This is a genomic window from Methylocapsa acidiphila B2, assembly GCF_000427445.1.
Taxonomy (GTDB): domain Bacteria; phylum Pseudomonadota; class Alphaproteobacteria; order Rhizobiales; family Beijerinckiaceae; genus Methylocapsa; species Methylocapsa acidiphila.
This window is the reverse complement of the sequence record NZ_KE386496.1, coordinates 589924-607722: the sequence shown is the minus strand read 5'-3', so window position 1 is coordinate 607722 and position 17799 is coordinate 589924. Positions and strand designations below refer to the sequence as shown.

The following is a 17799-nucleotide window of genomic DNA, read 5'->3' as shown; positions in this document are numbered from 1 at the left end:
CCGTAGCCGGAAAATTTGGGAAACGAGATAGCCGACGGATTTCACCCAAAAATCCTCGATGTAAGGCGAACGTCACCTCAATTCAGAGCGGGAGGCGCCGATGGCTTTCAAGGATTTCGTCAAAAGAATCCTTCCTGCAAAGATCTCGAAACCGATCGGCAGAATGCGGATGCTTTATCGCGAACGGCGATTGCAGCGGCTTTCCCTGCCCGACGCATTTAACGAAATCTACAAGAAAGGGATGTGGCGGCAGGGGACTTCCTTGTCGGGTCTCGGCAGCGAGGGATTATTCGCCGAGCGCTATCTGCGGTTCGTGCAGGATTATATCAAGCGGCATGGCGTGGAAACCATCGTCGATGCGGGATGCGGCGACTTTTATGTCGGATCAAAGCTCTGCGACAATGTCAAAAAATGCGTCGCGCTGGACGCGTCATCCTATATTATCGAGATCAATGCGAAGCGCTATCGCGACATTCCACAAGTGAGCTTTCATGTCGCTGATCTGACGGCGGCCGCCTTACCTTCAGGCGATTTAATACTTATTCGCCAAGTTTTGCAGCATTTGACGAATGAACAAATCGAACGCGTATTGACCAATCTAGAGGCCGGCGCCTGGCGCTATGCGCTTATCACCGAAGAGGTGAGCGATCCCCAGCGAAAACCCGCCAATCTCGACCTTCCGACGCATACGATTCGAACGCGGGCCAATTTAGGAAGCGGAGTCTATGTCGATCGTCCGCCTTTCAATCGTTCGGCGACGCGCGTCGCCGTGATCGACGACGCGTCGCCGGGCAAGCAAGCGTCGAGCCGACTACTGATCTTTGAATTGACAAAACGCCGGGCCGCATGACCCGGCCGGTGTCGCGTCGAGCCAGCTTACGCGACGCATTGTGGGATCGAGCGGATGAAAGAATAAATCCACCGCTTCGGAATCGTCGCTCTTAATTGCGACAAGACGGCAAAAGTCCAGCATCAATCTTCGCACGCTGGAGCGGCTTTGTCTTGATCAAATCGGTTCGCGCGGCCTAGTCGTATGTCGGCCATCACGGCCCCTTCGGAGCCAGTCGCGGCGTGGCGGACAAGACCTTGAATGAACAATTCGCCGAGGTGGTGCTTCCCCACCTCGACGACGCCTATGGGCTCGCGCGATGGCTCTGCGGCAATGGCGCGGATGCGGAGGACATCGTGCAGGAGGCTTGCCTGCGCGCCCTGAAAGGCCTCGATCGCTATGCCGGCGGCGACGCCCGCGCCTGGTTGCTTGCGATCACCCGCAATGCGACCTTCACGTGGCTCGCCCGCAATCGGCCGAAGGCGTTGGAGGCTAGCGCCTCGTTCGAGGCGGAGGCTTTGCCCGACGACGGCGCGTCGCCCGAGGAAGCCTTGATCGAAAAATGCGAGGCCGCCGCTCTCGAAGCGGCGATCGCGGCGCTGCCGCCGCCGTATAAGGAGACTTTCGTGCTGCGCGACATCAGCTCTTTGAGCTATCGCGAAATCGCGGAAATGACTGGCGCGCCGGTCGGCACGGTGATGTCGCGGCTCGCCCGCGCCCGCCGCCATGTCATCGCAACATTGGCGAGGACCGAGCTGAAATGAAACCAGGCGACGAAGTCCTGCTTCTGCACGCGGCGATCGACGGCGAACTCGACGCGGCCGGAATGCTCGAGGTCGAATCCCGCTTGGCGGAGAATGCGGCGTTGGCGCGCGAATATGCCGCGCTGCGCGGTCTCCGCTCGCTCGTCGGCCGCGAGATCGGAAAGCCCGTCGCGCCGCCCGCGCTGCGGCGTCGCATCGAAGCGATGGCCGCCTCATCCGGCGCCGCCGCGTCACAGCCCGCGCCTTCCTGGCGCGCCCTGGCGGCTTCGGCCCTGATCGCCGCAGGGCTCGCCTCGTCCTCGACCTATTTGGCTTTGGCGCTTCGTCCCGCAGGACAAGAGACTGGCGTCGCGAACGCGTCCCTGGCCGATGTGCTTTTGGCCGGTCACAAGCGCGGCCTTCTTTCCGGCCAGCCCGTCGACGTCGCCTCTTCCGATCGGCACATGGTGAAGCCCTGGTTCGCCGCGCGCTTCGCGCTCGCGCCTCAGGTCGCGGACCTCGGGGCCGAGGGCTTTCCCCTCGCCGGCGGCCGGATCGACGTCGTCGACGGCGCGCCCGCGGCGACGCTCGTTTATCGCCGCAAGGAACATTTTATCAGCCTGACCGAGCTTCCAGCGCATGGGCCGGCGCCGGAGAGCCCGCAAACCGTCGCCGGCTATCATATTCTCGCCTGGCGCGACGGCGCAGTCGATTTTTGGGCCGTCTCCGACGTCGATCCCACTGAACTGGCGCATTTTCGGCAGGCGCTCGAAGCCGCTCTCCGAGGCGGCTGAAAGACGCCGCCTCGATCATGACCAAGGAAAGCGCATCGGGATGATCTATGACTTTGGCGTCGTCGGCGCAGGGATCGTCGGCCTCGCGACCGCCGCGGAAATCCTTCGCGCACGGCCCGGCGCGTCGATCATCATATTCGAGAAGGAAGACGGCATTGCTCGACATCAGACCGGGCATAATAGTGGGGTCGTTCATTCGGGCGTCTATTACACGCCCGGAAGCCTGAAGGCCCGCCTTTGCCGAGAAGGCGCCGAAGCGACCAAGGCGTTTTGCGCCGAGCATGGAGTCGCGATCGAGACTTGCGGCAAATATCTCGTCGCGACGAATGCAATGGAGATCGCCCGGATGGACGCTCTCCATGAGCGGGCGAAGCAAAATGGCGTCGAAGCCGAGCGGATCGACGGCGCCGAGCTCGCGCGGCGTGAGCCCTATGTCGCGGGCCTCGCCGCGCTCTTCCTGCCGTCTACGGCGATCGTCGATTATCCGGGGATCTGCGCCGCCCTCGCGCGCATGATCGCGGCCGCGGGCGGCGAGTTGCGGCTCGGCGCCGAAATCGCGGCCATCACGGAAGAGGCCGAGACGGTCGCCGTCTCCTCCGCTGCCGAGACGTTGCGCGTAAAATCGCTCGTCGTCTGCGCGGGCCTGCAATCGGACCGACTCGCCCGGCTGGCAGGCGTCGCCATCAATCATCAGATCGTGCCGTTTCGCGGCGAGTTTTATGCGCTGCCTTCGGCGCGGACGGCCCTCGTCAGCCGCCTGATCTATCCGATTCCCGATCCGACCTTGCCTTTTGTCGGGGTCCATCTGACGCGGACGATCGGTGGCGGGGTCATCGTCGGCCCCAACGCCATGCTCGGCTTCGCCCGCGAAGGCTATGAGAAATTTTCCTTCAATCTCCGCGATGTCGCCGCCTATGCCGCCTTCCCTGGATTTTGGCGGGCGATCGTCGCCCATCTCGGCGCCGGCGCCTCGGAGCTCAGAAGCGCCCTTTCAAAAAGCTACTATCTCGCCCAATGCCGGAAATATTATCCGAGCCTCACGTTAGAGGATCTCGCAGAGCCATTCGCCGGCATCCGCGCCCAGGCCGTCCTCCGCGACGGGACTCTGGCGCATGACTTCCTCTTTGCCGAAACGCCGCGCATGCTGCATGTCTGCAACGCGCCTTCGCCGGCCGCGACCTCCGCGATTCCAATCGCGCGCATGATTGCCGAAAAGGCCCTGGCGCGCTTCGCCGCTGCTTAAGAAACCAACAGGGAGAAAGGCATGAGCATTGCCCCGACGCCCGAGAAAATTTTCGGGATCGGCTTTGGGTTTTGGGGAGCCAAAGCCCTTTTGAGCGCCGTCGAGCTTGGGATCTTCACCGAACTCGCCAAGCGACCGCTCGATCTAGCGGCTTTGACGCAAAAGGTGGGCCTGCATGATCGCGGCGCCCGCGACTTTTTCGACGCCCTGGTCGCGCTCGGCCTGCTCGATCGGCAAAACGGGCTCTACGCCAATAGCGCCGACGCGGATCTATTTCTCGACCGCGCCAAACCGAGCTACGTCGGCGGCCTGCTCGAAATGGCCAATGCGCGACTTTATGGTTTTTGGGGCGCGCTGACCGACGCGCTAAAGACCGGAAAGCCACAGAACGAAAGCAAGACGTCTGCGGATCTTTTCGCGACGCTTTACGCCGATCCGGACCGCCTGCTCGGCTTTCTTTCGGCCATGAGCGGCGTCAGCGCAGGCGCGGCCCAGGCCATCGCCGCGAAATTCCCTTGGAGGAACTACAAGAGCTTCGTCGACGTCGGCGCGGCGCAAGGCATGGTCGCCGTGACGCTGGCGCACGCCTATCCGCATCTCGCCGGCGCCGGGTTCGATCTCCCACAAGTGCAGCCGATCTTCGAGGAATTCGCGCAGCGCAGCGGCGTCGCGGATCGAATTGCGTTTCACGGCGGCAATTTCTTCTCGGACCCGCTCCCCACAGCGGATGTGATCATTATGGGCCATATCCTGCACGATTGGGATCTGGCTCAAAAGCGCATGCTGCTCGCCAAAGCCTATGACGCCCTGCACAAGGGCGGAGTCCTCATCGTCTACGAAGCGCTGATCGACGACGAACGGCGGCATAACGCCTTCGGCCTGCTCATGAGCCTGAACATGCTGATCGAGACGCCGGGCGGATTCGATTACACCGGAGCCGACTGCCAAGGCTGGATGCGGGAGGCGGGCTTCGCCGAGACGCGCGTCGAGGCGCTTGTCGGACCAGATTCAATGGTCATTGCGACCAAGTGAAGCGCGCCCCATTGCGGCCGAATGCGGCCATTGGCAAAGGACCGCCCGAACTCTATATTCGCTCATCTTCAACTCACGAAAGGAGGTGATCCAGTGTCTCATTGTCTCACGCTGCGGGCCCGGACCTGGCTTCACGTCTTCGAGGCCGTCGCCTCCTGAACGTCGTCAGGAATTTCGGACCGCGCGGTCCGGCAATGGAAAGGCCGCCTCGAAAGGGCGGCCTTTCTTCTTTCGAATTCAGGGGAACTGCGGCGCAAGCCGCGCCGGATTAGAGCCGCGCCTGCGCCGAACGTATGGCTGCGGGGGGCTCGCTCGCGGCGTGCGAGGAGCCGGAAGTCGCGCTGGCGAGCCATGCCTGCCATTCGGCCGCCGTGCCGTTGAAGGCGTTGCGATCGACGTAGCCGCGAATGCCGGGAACATGCCCCTCCGCCGTATGTTGCCAGAAATGCCAGCGCCGCGCGCCATATTTGACCGACGGATGGCTTTTCACGCTGCGGACCCAGATCGGATATTCCGTGAACTCCCCTTGCATGATGTCGCGGTGGAAATCGACGGCCGTATAGATGACCGGCTTCTTGCCATAGGCCCGCTCCATCGCGGCCAGGATGATTTTCATTTGCGCGATCGCCACATCGCGCGGCACGCGCTTGGCGCAGGTCTTCGACTGGCCGTTCCATTCGACGTCGAGGACGGGCGGCAGGGCGTCCGGGTCCGGCGGCACATTGGCGGTGAACCAGGCTGCTTGCTCCTCGGCCGGCCGGCACCAATAGGCGAAATGATAGGCGCCGCGCGGCACGCCGGCGGCCTTGGCCGCGGCCCAATTGCGGGCGAATTTCTCGTCGATATGGTCGCCGCCTTCGGTCGCCTTGATCCAGGCGAACCGAACGCCCGAGGCGCGAACGCTGTCCCAATCGATCTCGCCCTGATATTTCGAGACGTCTATGCCGTGAATTTCATAATCCATCGGGCGTGGCATCGCGTCGTCGACAATGCCCCCGCCGGCGCATCCCGCCACCAGGAACATGAGAGGAAGCGCGAGAAGCGCAAAGGGAAAATTCGGCATGGTTCGGCGCCCGCAATTTGACTAAGGCAACTTAAAGCAAAGGCGGTAATAGGGCGTTAACACGTCGAAAAAGCGGCCACCCTTGATTCGTGCGACGGTGGGACGAATTGGCCCTGCTCCGTCGGCCCAGAACAAATCTAATTCACCGCTCGGATGGCTGGACAGAGCCGATCCGCGCGATCATAAGGCTGACGAGCCAATGCGTAGGGGCAAAGAAAGCGCCTCGGAAGCCGTCGGCCGTCATCCGTTCGTCACGCATCTCGACAAGAAAAGCCAAAGTAATTCGTGGCCCCGGCCCTTCGAGTCGTCGCCTCGCCCAAGCCTCAACCGCCGATCAGTGAAAGGCCGCCATGCTGCCTCGGTTCGTCGCCTTCGCATCGCTCGGCCGCAAGGCCCTTCCCAACCAATATGACCTCTTCGCCCTTGCGCTGATCTTCGCCGGCTTCATCGCGATTTCGCACATTTCTGGCGGCCTGACCGTGCCGCTCGAAGCGCCTGAATCGACGGTCACCTCGCTCGACGTCAGAAATCTACCCTATTACGCGCTGCGCACCACCTTACGGATGTTCGCGGCGATCGGGGCCTCACTTCTTTTCACGTTCACCTATGCGACCTTGGCGGCGAAGAGCCGACGCGCCGAGATGATCCTGATTCCGATCCTCGACGTCCTGCAGTCGGTCCCGATCCTCGGCTTCCTATCCTTCACGGTCACTTTTTTCCTCGGCCTTTTCCCGGGCTCAATCCTCGGCGCGGAATGCGCCGCCGTCTTCGCGATCTTCACCTCGCAAGCCTGGAACATGGCCTTTTCCTTCTACCAGTCGCTGCGCACCGTCCCGCGCGATCTCAACGAAGTGGCGCGCGGCTTTCAGCTTTCCGGATGGCAGAAATTCTGGCAGCTCGAGGCGCCTTTCGCCATGCCCGGCCTGATCTGGAACACGATGATGTCCATGTCCGGCGGCTGGTTCTTCGTCGTCGCCTCAGAAGCGATCGCGGTCGGCGACACCACGGTCAAGCTGCCTGGAATCGGGGCCTATCTCGCGCTCGCCATTGAGCAGAAGAGCATCGGCGCCGTCATCGCCGCGATCCTCGCCATGCTGGTCGTGATCATCGCCTATGATCAATTGCTGTTTCGTCCCCTCGTCGTCTTCGGCTCGCGCTTCCGGGTCGAGCTCACCGCGAGCCAGACCAAAGAGCGCTCCTGGGTGACTCAGCTCTTCACCCGGACGCAATGGGTGCGCGCCCTCATGCGCGGGCCTGGCTTGATGTTCCAGAACATCGCGCTCTGGCGGCTCGAGCTGCCAGGATTGCGGCCGCGCGCGCTGGAAGCCGCGCCGCGCCGCAACCGAGTGAGCTGGCTCATCGACGCGCTTTGGCTGATCCTGGTCGTGCTCGTCACGCTTTGGTCGGCCTGGCTCGTCGTCGATTACGTGCGTCAGACCTTGTCATGGGGCGACTTGCGGGAAGCCATCCTGCTCACGCTCATCACCATGGTGCGCGTGGTCTTGCTTATGGCGCTGGCGACTCTCATCTGGGTTCCGGTCGGCGTCTGGATCGGCCTCAGGCCGGCGCTCGCTGAGAAGATCCAGCCGCTGGCGCAATTCCTGGCCGCCTTTCCGGCCAATGTCATTTTTCCGGTCGCCGTCGTGCTCATCGTGCGCTTCGCCCTCAATCCGGACATTTGGCTGAGCTTCCTGATCGTGTTCGGCACGCAATGGTACATATTGTTCAACGTGATCGCCGGCGCGTCGGCCTTCCCCAACGACCTCAAGGAAGCGGCCGCCAATTTTCACATTCACGGCTGGGACTGGTGGAAGAGCGTCATCATCCCCGGGATCTTCCCCTATTATGTCACCGGCGCGTTGACTGCGTCCGGCGGATCCTGGAACGCCGCGATCGTCGCCGAATATGTCAAATGGGGCGACCAGACGATTTCCGCGCACGGGATCGGGGCCTATATCGCGGAAGCCACCGCCGATGGCGACTTTCCGAAGATCGTACTCGGCGTCGCCGTCATGTCGATCTTCGTCATCATGTTCAACCGCCTGTTCTGGCGGCCGCTTTTCGCCATGGGCGAGAGAAGGCTGCGAATTGATTGAGGTAATTCCATGCTCGAAGTGACTGCGCGGGCCTCCACGGCCGCCAAGAAGCCGCTGCTCCAGGTGAGGAACGTCTGCCAGCACTACCAGACGGGCTCGGGCGAGCAAGGTCCGGCGGTTCTGGACAAGGTGTCGCTCACCTTGAACGAGAACGAGATCGTCGGTCTGCTCGGGCGCTCGGGCTGCGGCAAATCCTCGCTTTTGCGCATCGTCTCCGGGTTGACGAAAGCGTCGGACGGCGAGGTCGACTATCTCGGCCGGCCGGTCGATGGTCCTGTCGACGGCGTCGCCATGGTGTTTCAGAGCTTCGCCCTTTTCCCTTGGCTTTCGGTTCTCGCCAATGTGGAGCTCGGCCTCAGAGCGAAAAAAATCCCCGCCGCCGACGCGCGCCGGCGCGCCCTGAAGGCGATCGACCTCATCGGCCTCGACGGATTCGAATCGGCGTTCCCCAAGGAGTTGTCGGGCGGCATGCGCCAGCGCGTCGGCTTCGCTCGCGCGCTCGTCGTCCATCCCAATATTCTGCTGATGGACGAGCCTTTCTCGGCGCTCGACGTGCTCACCGCCGAAACGCTGCGCACCGACCTCCTCGACCTCTGGGTCGAAGGCCGCATGCCGATCAAGGCGATCCTCATGGTGACGCATAATATCGAAGAGGCGGTCCTGATGTGCAACCGCATCATCGTGCTGGCCTCCAATCCCGGCCGCGTCGCCGCCGAGATCCACGTCAACTTGCAACATCCGCGCAATCGGCTCGATCCCGAATTCCGCCAATTGGTCGATAAGATCTATGCGCTCATGACCAAGCGTCCCGAGCCGGTGGGGCCCGGCCGCGACGGGGCCTTCCCGGGCCTCGGCTTCGCCATGGCCCTGCCCCAAATCTCGACCAACACGATCGCCGGCATGATCGAGGAAATCGCCGCCGAGCCCTACAGCGGCCGGGCCGATTTGCCGGCCTTGGCCGACAGCCTGCAAATGGAGATCGACGAGCTTTTCCCGGTCGGCGAAACCTTGCAGCTCCTGCGCTTCGCCGAGATCGAAGAGGGCGACATCAAATTGACGCCGGCGGGGCTGCGCTTCGCCGACGCCGAAGTCGACGTGCGCAAGAAACTGTTCGGCGATCATCTGATGGCCTATGTTCCGCTCGCCGCGCGGATCAAGCTCGTGCTCGACGATCGCCCGACGCATACGGCGCGGTCGGTGCGCTTTCTCGAGGAGCTCGAGGATTACATGTCCGACGAATATGCCGAGCGGACCTTGAAAAGCGTCGTCAACTGGGGCCGCTACGGCGAGCTTTTCGCCTATGACGAGACCACGGAGACATTCAGCCTGGAGAACCCGCAATAGAAATGCCGACAAAGCTTTCGCGTCGCGACTTTCTGACCGGTTCCCTCGCGGCGGGGCTTGCGCCTCTTGCTGGCGCTCGGGCGATGGACTCGGCCCCGACCGTCCTGCGGATCGAGCGCCGCACCATAGAAGTGAACGGGAAAGCCGCGTCGGCGCTTTGCGTCCGCCAATCGGACGGAACGCCCGGACTGGTCGCCAGGGTCAGCCAGCCTTTCCGCGTGCGCCTCGAGAACAGGCTCGCGGAGCCGAGCCTCATCCATTGGCACGGGCTTACGCCGCCTTCGCAACAAGACGGCGTGCCGGGCATTTCCGGGCCTGCCATTGCGCCGGGCGAATCCGCCGATTTCGATTTCCCGCTCACATTCGGCGGCACCTATTGGATGCATTCCCATGTGGGGCTGCAGGAGCAGCTTCTCTTGTCCGCGCCGCTTATCATTCACGACAAAGGCGCGCGCGCCGGCGAGCAGAGCGTCATCATCATGCTCGCCGATTTCAGCTTCACTCCGCCCGAGGAGATTTATCAGGGCCTGCGCAGCGGCGCCGCCATGACCGGCATGAGCCATTCAGGCATGTCGCCCGCGGAGCACGCCGCCATGATGGCGGCTAACCCCAACATGCCCATGCCGACGGCGCCGGCGAAACCGGATTTGAACGACGTCGCCTATGACGCCTTTCTCGCCAATGAGCGCACGCTGGCCGACCCCGATGTCGTGAAGGTCGAGGCCGGCGAGGCGGTGCTGTTGCGCATCATCAACAGCTCGTCGATGAGCGCCTACCATATCGACCTTGGACCGCTCGAAGGAGAGCTGATCGCCGTCGACGGGCGCCGGATTATCCCGATCCGGGGCCGCAGCTTTCCCATTACGGTCGCGCAACGGCTCGACGTCAGGCTGAGGATCCCGCGCGGCGCGGCGGCCTATCCCGTGCTGGCTCGGCTCGAGGGCGATCGCAAGCAGACCGGCGTGATTCTTGTCGCCGGAGGCGGCGCGGTCCCGCGCCTCCCTGAACTTGCAGAGTCCTCCGCGCCGCCGCTAACCCTTGAGCTTGAGCGCCGGCTGCGTGCGGTGAAAGCGCTCGCCCGGCGCAAGGCGGATCGTCGCCATGAACTGAACCTCACCGGCGCCATGGAAGGATACCAGTGGTCGATTAATGGCGTCGAATGGACCAAGGACGCGCCGCCGCTGCCCGTCGCCGCCGGCGAGCGCGTGGAGCTGCTCTTCGTCAATAAGACGACGATGCCGCATCCCATGCATTTGCATGGGCATGTGTTTCAGGTCGTCGCGATCAACGGGAGCCGTTTCCCGGGCGCCATGCGCGACACGGTGCTTGTGCCGCCCGCAACCAGCGTTACGGTCGCCTTCGACGCCGACAATCCCGGCTGGTGGGCGCTCCACTGCCACCTGCTCTACCACATGGAAGCAGGGATGTTCACGACGATCCGCTACGTCTGAACACCGCGACTTCGGTCACGCAAGCCCGAACCACAGCGTCGCGATCCCCAAGAAGGACCCGTAGCCCACGACATCCGTCACTGTGGTGACGAAGGCGCTCGACGACACCGCGGGGTCGATCTCCAGCTTATTGAGCACCTGCGGGATCAAGATGCCGCCGAGCGCGCCGGCGATGAGATTGGTCAGCATGGCGAGGGCGATGACCGCGCCGAGCCCGGCGAGCCCAAACCAGAGGGCCGCGACCAGGCCAGTGATGAGGCCGAAAGCGGCGCCGTTCAGGGCGCCGACAAAGACCTCGCGCAAGATGACGCGCAGCGCGTTCGCGCGCGACAGCTCGCGAGTCGCGAGGGCGCGCACCGCAACGGTCATGGTCTGCGTCGCGGCGTTGCCGCCCTGGCTCGCGACGATCGGCGCGAGCACCGCGAGCGCGACCATTTTCTGCAACGATCCCTCGAACAGGCCAAGCACGGACGAGGCGATGAAAGCCGTGATTAGATTGACGAAGAGCCACAGAAAGCGGCTCTTCGTGGTCCACCAGACCGTGTCGGACAATTCCTCGTCCTCGGACACGCCGCCGAGCGCCTTCACTTCGGCGTCGGCCTCTTCCTGGATCACGTCGACGATGTCGTCGATGGTGATCACGCCAACGAGGCGCTCGGCTTCGTCGACGACCGGAACCGAGACGAGATTGTAGCGCTGGAAAATGCGCGCGACCTCTTCGCGATCCTCCGTCGCCTCCACCCGGCGGCGGTCGGCGCACATGATCTCCTCGAGTCGCGCGGAGCTTCGCGCCCGCAGCAAGGTGTCGAGGAAAATATTGCCAAGCAGCCGATGCGCTGGATCGACGATGAAGATCTCGAAGAAATTATCCGGCAAGGTCTCTTCGTCGGCGTCGCGCATGACGTCGATCGCTTGACGGGCTGTCCAGAAAGGCGGCGCGGTGACGAAACTCGTCTGCATGAGGCGGCCGGCCGAATAGTCTGGATAGTCCAGCGAGCGCTGCAGTTGCGCCCTGTCGAGCGCGGGCAAGGCCTCGAGAATCTCGGCCTGATCCTCTTTATCGAGATCTTCGAGAATGATGACCGCGTCGTCGCTTTCGAGCTCCCGCACGCCTTCCGCAACGGTCTCGGTCGGCAGCTCCGCGAGAATTTCCTCGCGGATATGATGATCCATTTCGGTGAGAGCGGCGAAATCGAAATCGCGCCCCATGAGCTGGACGAGGCTGGCGCGCAGGTCCGGCTCGAGCGCAGCGATGAGGGCGCCGAGATCCGCCTCATGGAGGCGTCCGGCCAATTCACAGGCCGCCGCGCCGTCGCCGGCGGCGACGGCCTCGGTGACTTCGCGAAGGAAGCGCGGATCGACCGCGCCATTCTCGGCGTAGATCGACTCGGCGTCTCCAGGAAGCCGGTCCGGATGCGCCGTTTTGACGTCACAGTCGTCGTTTATATTGATCACGGGCGCATAGGAGTTTCGTCTCGAATGGCTCGGTTCATAACGGGCTTTCATCGTCAAGGGAAACTGAAAGCCCCTGAAGCGATTCCGGATCGGATGGAGTCCTTCGATCGACGGTGGACTCGCTGAAGTCAAAAACCTGGGGCAGATTCTTATCGAAAAGGTCGATCAATTTTTCCGGAACATGCTTTTTGTCCGCCTGTCTTGGAGCTTTTTTCTCCACAGGGACGCCGGATGGGCGAAGGATGCGAAAGGCGCCGAATGACTAAAATGCGCTCAGCGAATCATGGCGAACGGCTATTCGGCCGATTCGGAGCCGTATCGCCGATCGACAAAGCTGAACCCAACCAAGAGGCGCAGCCGAGGCGGGCCGCCGTCCCGCGTCCGCTCTTGGCTAGGCTGGTCTGGCCCGTCGCCTTCGGCGCCACCACCCTCCTGCCGTCGCTTCCCGCGGCGGCGCGCGCCCTCGCCTGCCCGGCCGACGCGCTCGGCGTGAGCCGGACCCTGGAGCTCGACGCGCGAGGTGGGTTTCAGGTCGGGCTGAAATCATATCCACAAACCCTAGCGCTCGAAGATCGCGAAGTGATCCTCACTTTCGACGACGGGCCTGCGCCTCCGACTGCGAAGATTCTCGACGCGCTGGCGAGCGAATGCGTGAAGGCCACTTTCTTTCTGGTCGGGCGCAATGCGGCGGCCATGCCCGCGCTGGTGCGCCGCGCCGTCGCCGAGGGCCATACGATCGGCCATCACACATTCTCGCATCCCGGGGCGACGCTGCGGCGCTTGAGCGATCAGGCGGCCCGCGCGGAGATCGAAAAAGGCGTCGCGGCGGACGAGATCGCCGCCTATGGCGCCGCTGGCGCCGTCCCGCGAACGCCTTTCTTCAGATTTCCGGGCTTCGCCGACACGCCCGCGCTGATCGAATGGCTCTCGGCGCGAAACATCGCCGTGTTCGGTGCCGATCTTTGGGCGTCGGATTGGACGCCCATGACGCCGGAGGCCCAGCTCGCCTTGGTCCTAGATCGACTCGAGAAGGACGGCCGCGGGATCGTCCTGTTCCATGACACGAAACAGCAGACGGCCCTCATGATGCCAGCCTTCCTGCGCGAACTCAAGCGCCGCGGCTTCAAGATCGTGCATGTAAAGCCGGGCGCGGAGCCGCCGGCATTGCGCGCGGCGCCTCCCGGCTGGACGTCCGAGACCGACAAGATCATCACGGACGTCTTCGCGAAAGAAACGCATGCCGGCCGCAAGGGAAAAGCGAAGGCCTCCCCGCCTAAGGTCCCGGCCGAGCCGGCAAATTAGGCGCCCCAACCACGAGCCCTTTAATTTTAAGGCTCCATTGGATTTGGAGAGGGAGAAATGGTGCGGCCAAGAGGACTCGAACCTCCACTGGTCTCCCAACTAGCACCTCAAGCTAGCGCGTCTACCAATTCCGCCATGGCCGCAAGCATCGCAGCGGCGCATCCGCGCCGAAGGGCTTGGCGGGTCGTCTAACAAATCGCCGGGAAGGTGGCAAGGCCAAGCGGCCAAATGAGAGCAAATCGACGCGGGACATGCGCTTGGCCCCGCGCGGCGCTATAAGTCTTTATGACTAGCGACAGGAACACCGCTCCGCGCGATGGCCGGGCTGGCGTCATGCTGCCCAAGAGCCGCGGCGAACCCATCGAATGGCGGGTATCCGACGGCCTGACGCCTTATGAAGAGGCCGTCGCCGCCATGGAGGCCCGCGTGGAAGCGATCGCAGCGGACGCGGCGGCGGAACAAGTCTGGCTCGTCGAGCATCCGCCCATCTATACCGCCGGAACCTCGGCTCAGGACGCCGATCTGATTGATCCGCGCTTCCCGGTCCATCGAACCGGACGCGGCGGGCGCTACACCTATCATGGCCCCGGCCAGAGGGTCGCCTATGTAATGCTTGACCTGAAACGCCACCGCCCCGATTTGCGCGCCTTCGTCGCGAGCCTCGAGGACTGGCTGATCGCGAGCCTCGCCGCCTTCGACGTCGCCGGAGAGCGGCGCGAGGATCGCGTCGGGGTGTGGGTTCGACGTCCCGATAAGCCGCGCGGAAGCGCTGGAGAAATCGCCGAGGACAAGATCGCCGCGATCGGCGTGAGAATCCGGCGCTGGGTCTCGTTCCATGGGATCGCCCTGAACGTCGCGCCGCGGCTCGATCATTTCTCCGGAATCACCCCTTGCGGCGTCGCCTCCTCCCATCTCGGAGTGACCAGCCTCCTCGACCTCGGGCGGCCGACGACCATGGGCGAGGCCGACGCCGTTCTCGCGCGCGAATTCCAACCGATCTTCGGAGAGATCGCCGATGCTCGAGGCGGGGCGCGCCGGCTTTCCGACGGACCCTATGGTTCAGTTCTTGCTTGAACTGGCGCTCAGCAGCCGCGTCCGCGCGGCGCCAATCGAAAGCATCGGGCGTGCGAAAACGTCGCCCCCTTTCGATTTGAGTTTCAACGCATCCTGCCGATCCGAAACCTCCGCGGCTTTTCGGCCGGATGCTCCAGGGAGCCGGACAAGCCGATGAGCACAGGTTACGACATCAAATACGCCAGAGCGTTTTTCGCCTTGCCGATCGAGGCGCGCCTGACCAAGCTCATCGACAATTCCTTTCCGGATTGGATCACGAATTGCAACGTCGGCGTGAGCCTCGTCTATGACAAGGCCTGCCGCATGATCGAGGCGGTCACCGAGAAGGTTCTCGAGGTCGACGAGGCGCATCTGGGCGATTTTGAGGTTTATTCCTCGAGCACGGCGCATGAAGTCGAGACGGGATATGATCTTTATAATCCCGATACGGGCGCGCTCGTCGCCATCGGCGCGAACGGTAATGAAGACGGTTATTTCTATATGCTCGAAACCGGCATTCGCGCCTTGAGCACGGACGCGAACAAGTTCGAGCCGCGCTGGCTCGTCCCCGAGGACGAGAAGGTTAGAACGCATCTCGTCAAGACCTATGGCCGGGTCTTCTCGACGCAATTGCGCTATTGGGCGCATGACGTCGACGATTATCAAAAGCTCTACGACGAGTTTAAAGCGACGGTCGCAAAATTCCCGGACGTGACCGTGGTCGAGAAGCAATTGTCGGCGCCAATTCGCAAGAAGAACCGGTTCCGCCCCAAGCGCAAGGAAGCGCTCGAAACGGTCGACACGCCCGTCACCGCGATCGCTATCGGCCGCGAACTTTAAAGCTGGTTCCGGTTGAATGGACGCGCTCCAATCGCGAAGAGCGCGCGCATGAGTTGGAGCATGTTCTGGTCCGAAAATTTGATCGGATTTTTCGGAACATGCTCTGAGCAGACCTCGCTGGGAGAATCCTGAACGCGCTTCGCGCTGGCCGCCCTCCCGCCGAGGCGACGGCGCGCGTGCGCCCTTGCTCAAGCTCGCGCCCGGCCAAGCGCAAAGGCGCTTATGGGTTGCGTCAAAATCATCCGAGGCGCGCCAAGGAATTGCCGCGCACATCGGACGATTTTATAATAATTAATAATTTCCATCACAAATTAGCATCGCCCAGGCGCCAAAGGCGGAAACGCCTCCCAAAAGCAGGCATGTGCGCGAATGCACTAAATTACTGATCTGTTTCAAGTTCATATCTTTTTATTCGGCCTACTTTGGCGTCTTCGACTTAAGAATTTCTCGTGACCGAGCCCGGCGAAATTTGCGCCGATAGTCGGCCGTTATGCGAGTTTTCTATCATGAAATTTACATTTCCTTGGTTCCGACGCCTGAGCCCGCCGATTGAGGCGGCGTCCTATATTACCCAACCCGCCCAAGACATCGGCGATTTTCTCCGCGCCGAGGCGATCGTGAAATGCAAAGAAGCGCGCGATCTCGCCGAGCGCGCCGATGCGGATATGGCGGTCTATTTCCTGACCTGCGCCATTGACGAGCTTCACTACCCGTCGCGCGCCGGCGGATAGCGAAGCGCATCAACCCATTAAACGCCCCTCCGCCACACCTCCACAATGTGGAAGAGCGCGGCGGGAAACGCGCGCCCTGCTGCGATGAATTTCGCGGCAGGGCTTCGGATCCGAGATCCAAAGCCCTGATTTTCTCGTCGATCGGATAAATCCTCCGATTGGAGCGCGCGCTAGTCTCCGCTCGGCTGCTGCAACTTCTCCAACGCCTGATCGATCGAGAAGCTGGCCGCCTTTTGGCGCGGCGGATAATCCTTGAACGTCGCCAAGAACTTCCCAACATAGGTTTGCGCCGGAACCAGCATGAACGCGTGGTCGAGCAACCAATCATAATATGTGTTCGACGTGACATTGGCCCGCTCATAAGGATCGAGCCGCAGACTGAAGATCATCGGCACGCGCAGATGCGTGTAGGGCTCGGCCCAGACCTGCAATGTCCCTGGCGCCCTCTGCTCGGCGAAGACGAATTTCCAATTGTCGTAGCGCAAAGCGGTCAAGTCGCCATCGTCGGAAAAATAGAAGAACTCTTTGCGCGGCGATTTTTTCTCCTCCCCCGTGAGATAAGGGAGAAGATTATAACCGTCGAGATGGACCTTGAAGGTTTCCTTGCCGAGCTTGTAGCCGCTCAACAGCTTCTCCTTAACGTCCGGCGCGCCGGCGATCGCAAGGAAGGTTGGCAGCCAGTCGAGATGCGAGACAATCTCGTTCGACACCGAGCCCGGCTTGATCTTGCCCGGCCAACGGACCATCGCCGGCACGCGATAGGCGCCTTCCCAATTGGAATTCTTTTCATTGCGGAAGGGAGTCATGGCCGCGTCCGGCCAGGAGTTCATATGCGGCCCATTATCGGTCGAGTAGAAGACGAGCGTATTGTCGTCGAGCCCCAATTGCTTCAACTTGGCGAGAACGGTCCCGACGTTGCGATCATGATCGATCATCGCGTCCGCATAGGGTCCGAGCCAGCGCCCGGCCTGGCCGAGGCTTTCCGGCTTCACATGGGTTCGGAAGTGCATATGGGTGAAATTCACCCAGACAAACATCGGCTTGCCGGCCTTGGCCTGCTTCTCGATGAAACCGGCGGCGCGATCGGCGATGTCGTCGTCGATCGTCTCCATCCGCTTGCGGGTCAGAGGCCCCGTGTCCTCGATCTTCTGCGTGCCGTCCGGATTGGCGAAGCTGTGAATCACGCCGCGCGGGCCGAAATTCTTGCGGAAGTTCGGAAACTCCGGATCGTCCGTCTTTGGATAATCGGGAAGCTCCGGCTCCTCCTCGGCGTTGAGGTGGTAGAGATTACCGTAGAACTCGTCGAATCCATGCGCGGTGGGGAGAAATTCATCCTTGTCGCCGAGATGGTTCTTGCCAAACTGGCCGGTGGCGTAGCCTTGCGCCTTGAGCAATTCGGCGATGGTGGGATCTTCCTTGCGCAGGCCCATATCCGCGCCGGGCAGCCCGACTTTGCTCAGGCCGGTGCGAAACACGCTTTGCCCGGTGATGAAGGCCGAGCGTCCAGCCGTGCAGCTCTGCTCGCCATAGTAATCGGTGAAGATCACCCCGTCCTGGGCGATCGAATCGATATTGGGCGTGCGGTAGCCCATCAACCCATTCGTGTAGGCGCTGATGTTGGACTGACCAATATCGTCGCCCCAAATGACGACGATATTGGGTTTCGCGGCGTCCTGCTTTTTTTCAACAGGAGCGGGAGCCGGAGCAGGAGCCGGCGGCGGTCGAACCTGGCGCTTGTCTTGTTGCGCGAAGGTTTGGGCGCCTAATCCCACAATCAGCAGGACGAGGCCTAGTCTGACAATGTTGCGCAATTTCTACGCCTC

16 protein-coding genes and 1 tRNA gene are annotated in these 17799 nt (G+C 62.3%); 12 read left to right on the top strand and 5 right to left on the bottom strand.

Translation table 11 applies throughout. The features are described from left to right. Positions 1 to 100 precede the first annotated feature (100 nt). The 5 genes from METAC_RS0104305 to METAC_RS0104285 all read left to right on the top strand — a co-directional run bounded on the left by METAC_RS0104305 (position 101) and on the right by METAC_RS0104285 (position 4641). Positions 101 to 850: a class I SAM-dependent methyltransferase gene (locus METAC_RS0104305; RefSeq protein WP_026606063.1), complete on the top strand. Its 750-nt coding sequence runs from the start codon at positions 101 to 103 to the stop codon at positions 848 to 850. Positions 851 to 1071: 221 nt separating this feature from the next. Continuing rightward, positions 1072 to 1593: a sigma-70 family RNA polymerase sigma factor gene (locus tag METAC_RS0104300; protein WP_026606062.1), complete on the top strand. Its 522-nt coding sequence runs from the start codon at positions 1072 to 1074 to the stop codon at positions 1591 to 1593. Then, positions 1590 to 2366 carry an anti-sigma factor family protein gene (locus tag METAC_RS0104295; protein ID WP_026606061.1) on the top strand — a complete coding sequence of 259 codons (777 nt, stop codon included), beginning with the start codon at positions 1590 to 1592 and terminating at the stop codon, positions 2364 to 2366. The genes METAC_RS0104300 and METAC_RS0104295 overlap by 4 nt, the downstream gene beginning before the upstream one ends. Before the next feature lie 40 nt (positions 2367 to 2406). After that, entirely contained in the window at positions 2407 to 3609 is a 1203-nt protein-coding gene (gene lhgO, locus METAC_RS0104290; protein WP_026606060.1) for an L-2-hydroxyglutarate oxidase, read from the top strand. Between the two features lie 21 nt (positions 3610 to 3630). Further along, positions 3631 to 4641 carry a methyltransferase gene (locus METAC_RS0104285; protein WP_026606059.1) on the top strand — a complete coding sequence of 337 codons (1011 nt, stop codon included), beginning with the start codon at positions 3631 to 3633 and terminating at the stop codon, positions 4639 to 4641. 268 nt (positions 4642 to 4909) lie between these two features. Here METAC_RS0104285 and METAC_RS22305 read toward each other — a convergent pair whose 3' ends face one another. Then, positions 4910 to 5704, bottom strand: coding sequence for a glycoside hydrolase family 25 protein (locus tag METAC_RS22305; protein ID WP_084143449.1), 795 nt, complete (start codon positions 5702 to 5704; stop codon positions 4910 to 4912). 350 nt (positions 5705 to 6054) lie between these two features. On the opposite strand from METAC_RS22305, the gene METAC_RS0104270 reads away from it, so the two are divergent. Genes METAC_RS0104270 through METAC_RS0104260 form a run of 3 tightly spaced genes read left to right on the top strand, consistent with a single transcriptional unit; the run spans position 6055 to position 10595 of the window. Further along, positions 6055 to 7800, top strand: a complete 1746-nt coding sequence (locus METAC_RS0104270) for an ABC transporter permease (protein ID WP_026606058.1) — start codon at positions 6055 to 6057, stop codon at positions 7798 to 7800. Between the two features lie 9 nt (positions 7801 to 7809). Continuing rightward, positions 7810 to 9144 (top strand): ABC transporter ATP-binding protein, encoded by a 1335-nt coding sequence (locus tag METAC_RS0104265; RefSeq protein WP_026606057.1) that lies wholly within the window; start codon positions 7810 to 7812, stop codon positions 9142 to 9144. 2 nt (positions 9145 to 9146) lie between these two features. Next, the gene (locus METAC_RS0104260) at positions 9147 to 10595 is read left to right on the top strand and encodes a multicopper oxidase family protein (protein WP_026606056.1); all 1449 of its coding nucleotides are present in this window, start codon (positions 9147 to 9149) and stop codon (positions 10593 to 10595) included. Positions 10596 to 10610: 15 nt separating this feature from the next. Here the strand turns inward: METAC_RS0104260 and mgtE are convergent, their stop codons facing one another. After that, positions 10611 to 12041: a magnesium transporter gene (gene mgtE, locus METAC_RS0104255; RefSeq protein WP_026606055.1), complete on the bottom strand. Its 1431-nt coding sequence runs from the start codon at positions 12039 to 12041 to the stop codon at positions 10611 to 10613. A 43-nt stretch (positions 12042 to 12084) separates the two neighbouring features. Next, positions 12085 to 12270 carry a hypothetical protein gene (locus METAC_RS26725; protein ID WP_026606054.1) on the bottom strand — a complete coding sequence of 62 codons (186 nt, stop codon included), beginning with the start codon at positions 12268 to 12270 and terminating at the stop codon, positions 12085 to 12087. Positions 12271 to 12317: 47 nt separating this feature from the next. On the opposite strand from METAC_RS26725, the gene METAC_RS22300 reads away from it, so the two are divergent. Next, on the top strand, positions 12318 to 13352 hold the full coding sequence (locus METAC_RS22300) for a polysaccharide deacetylase family protein (protein ID WP_084143903.1): 1035 nt from the start codon (positions 12318 to 12320) through the stop codon (positions 13350 to 13352). Between the two features lie 58 nt (positions 13353 to 13410). Here the strand turns inward: METAC_RS22300 and METAC_RS0104240 are convergent. After that, a tRNA-Leu gene (locus METAC_RS0104240) sits at positions 13411 to 13495 on the bottom strand. Between the two features lie 190 nt (positions 13496 to 13685). On the opposite strand from METAC_RS0104240, the gene lipB reads away from it, so the two are divergent. From lipB to METAC_RS0104215, 3 genes are all read left to right on the top strand, one after another. Further along, entirely contained in the window at positions 13686 to 14426 is a 741-nt protein-coding gene (lipB, locus tag METAC_RS22295; RefSeq protein ID WP_051335777.1) for a lipoyl(octanoyl) transferase LipB, read from the top strand. Positions 14427 to 14579: 153 nt separating this feature from the next. Continuing rightward, positions 14580 to 15245: a hypothetical protein gene (locus METAC_RS0104230; protein WP_026606053.1), complete on the top strand. Its 666-nt coding sequence runs from the start codon at positions 14580 to 14582 to the stop codon at positions 15243 to 15245. A gap of 506 nt (positions 15246 to 15751) precedes the next feature. Beyond that, positions 15752 to 15976 carry a hypothetical protein gene (locus METAC_RS0104215; protein ID WP_026606052.1) on the top strand — a complete coding sequence of 75 codons (225 nt, stop codon included), beginning with the start codon at positions 15752 to 15754 and terminating at the stop codon, positions 15974 to 15976. A gap of 170 nt (positions 15977 to 16146) precedes the next feature. Here the strand turns inward: METAC_RS0104215 and METAC_RS22290 are convergent, their stop codons facing one another. Further along, positions 16147 to 17787: an arylsulfatase gene (locus tag METAC_RS22290; RefSeq protein WP_084143446.1), complete on the bottom strand. Its 1641-nt coding sequence runs from the start codon at positions 17785 to 17787 to the stop codon at positions 16147 to 16149. Between the last annotated feature and the right edge of the window lie 12 nt (positions 17788 to 17799).

What these genes read in the sequence shown, in the direction of transcription:
- METAC_RS0104260 (WP_026606056.1), top strand. Translation starts at nt 9,147, where the DNA reads ATGCCGACAAAGCTTTCGCGTCGCGACTTTCTGACCGGTTCCCTCGCG.
- METAC_RS0104265 (WP_026606057.1), top strand. Translation starts at nt 7,810, where the DNA reads ATGCTCGAAGTGACTGCGCGGGCCTCCACGGCCGCCAAGAAGCCGCTG.
- lipB (WP_051335777.1), top strand. Translation starts at nt 13,686, where the DNA reads ATGCTGCCCAAGAGCCGCGGCGAACCCATCGAATGGCGGGTATCCGAC.
- METAC_RS0104295 (WP_026606061.1), top strand. Translation starts at nt 1,590, where the DNA reads ATGAAACCAGGCGACGAAGTCCTGCTTCTGCACGCGGCGATCGACGGC.
- METAC_RS22300 (WP_084143903.1), top strand. Translation starts at nt 12,318, where the DNA reads ATGCGCTCAGCGAATCATGGCGAACGGCTATTCGGCCGATTCGGAGCC.
- lhgO (WP_026606060.1), top strand. Translation starts at nt 2,407, where the DNA reads ATGATCTATGACTTTGGCGTCGTCGGCGCAGGGATCGTCGGCCTCGCG.
- METAC_RS0104305 (WP_026606063.1), top strand. Translation starts at nt 101, where the DNA reads ATGGCTTTCAAGGATTTCGTCAAAAGAATCCTTCCTGCAAAGATCTCG.
- METAC_RS0104270 (WP_026606058.1), top strand. Translation starts at nt 6,055, where the DNA reads ATGCTGCCTCGGTTCGTCGCCTTCGCATCGCTCGGCCGCAAGGCCCTT.
- METAC_RS0104215 (WP_026606052.1), top strand. Translation starts at nt 15,752, where the DNA reads ATGAAATTTACATTTCCTTGGTTCCGACGCCTGAGCCCGCCGATTGAG.
- METAC_RS0104285 (WP_026606059.1), top strand. Translation starts at nt 3,631, where the DNA reads ATGAGCATTGCCCCGACGCCCGAGAAAATTTTCGGGATCGGCTTTGGG.
- METAC_RS22305 (WP_084143449.1), bottom strand. Translation starts at nt 5,704, where the DNA reads ATGCCGAATTTTCCCTTTGCGCTTCTCGCGCTTCCTCTCATGTTCCTG.
- METAC_RS0104230 (WP_026606053.1), top strand. Translation starts at nt 14,580, where the DNA reads ATGAGCACAGGTTACGACATCAAATACGCCAGAGCGTTTTTCGCCTTG.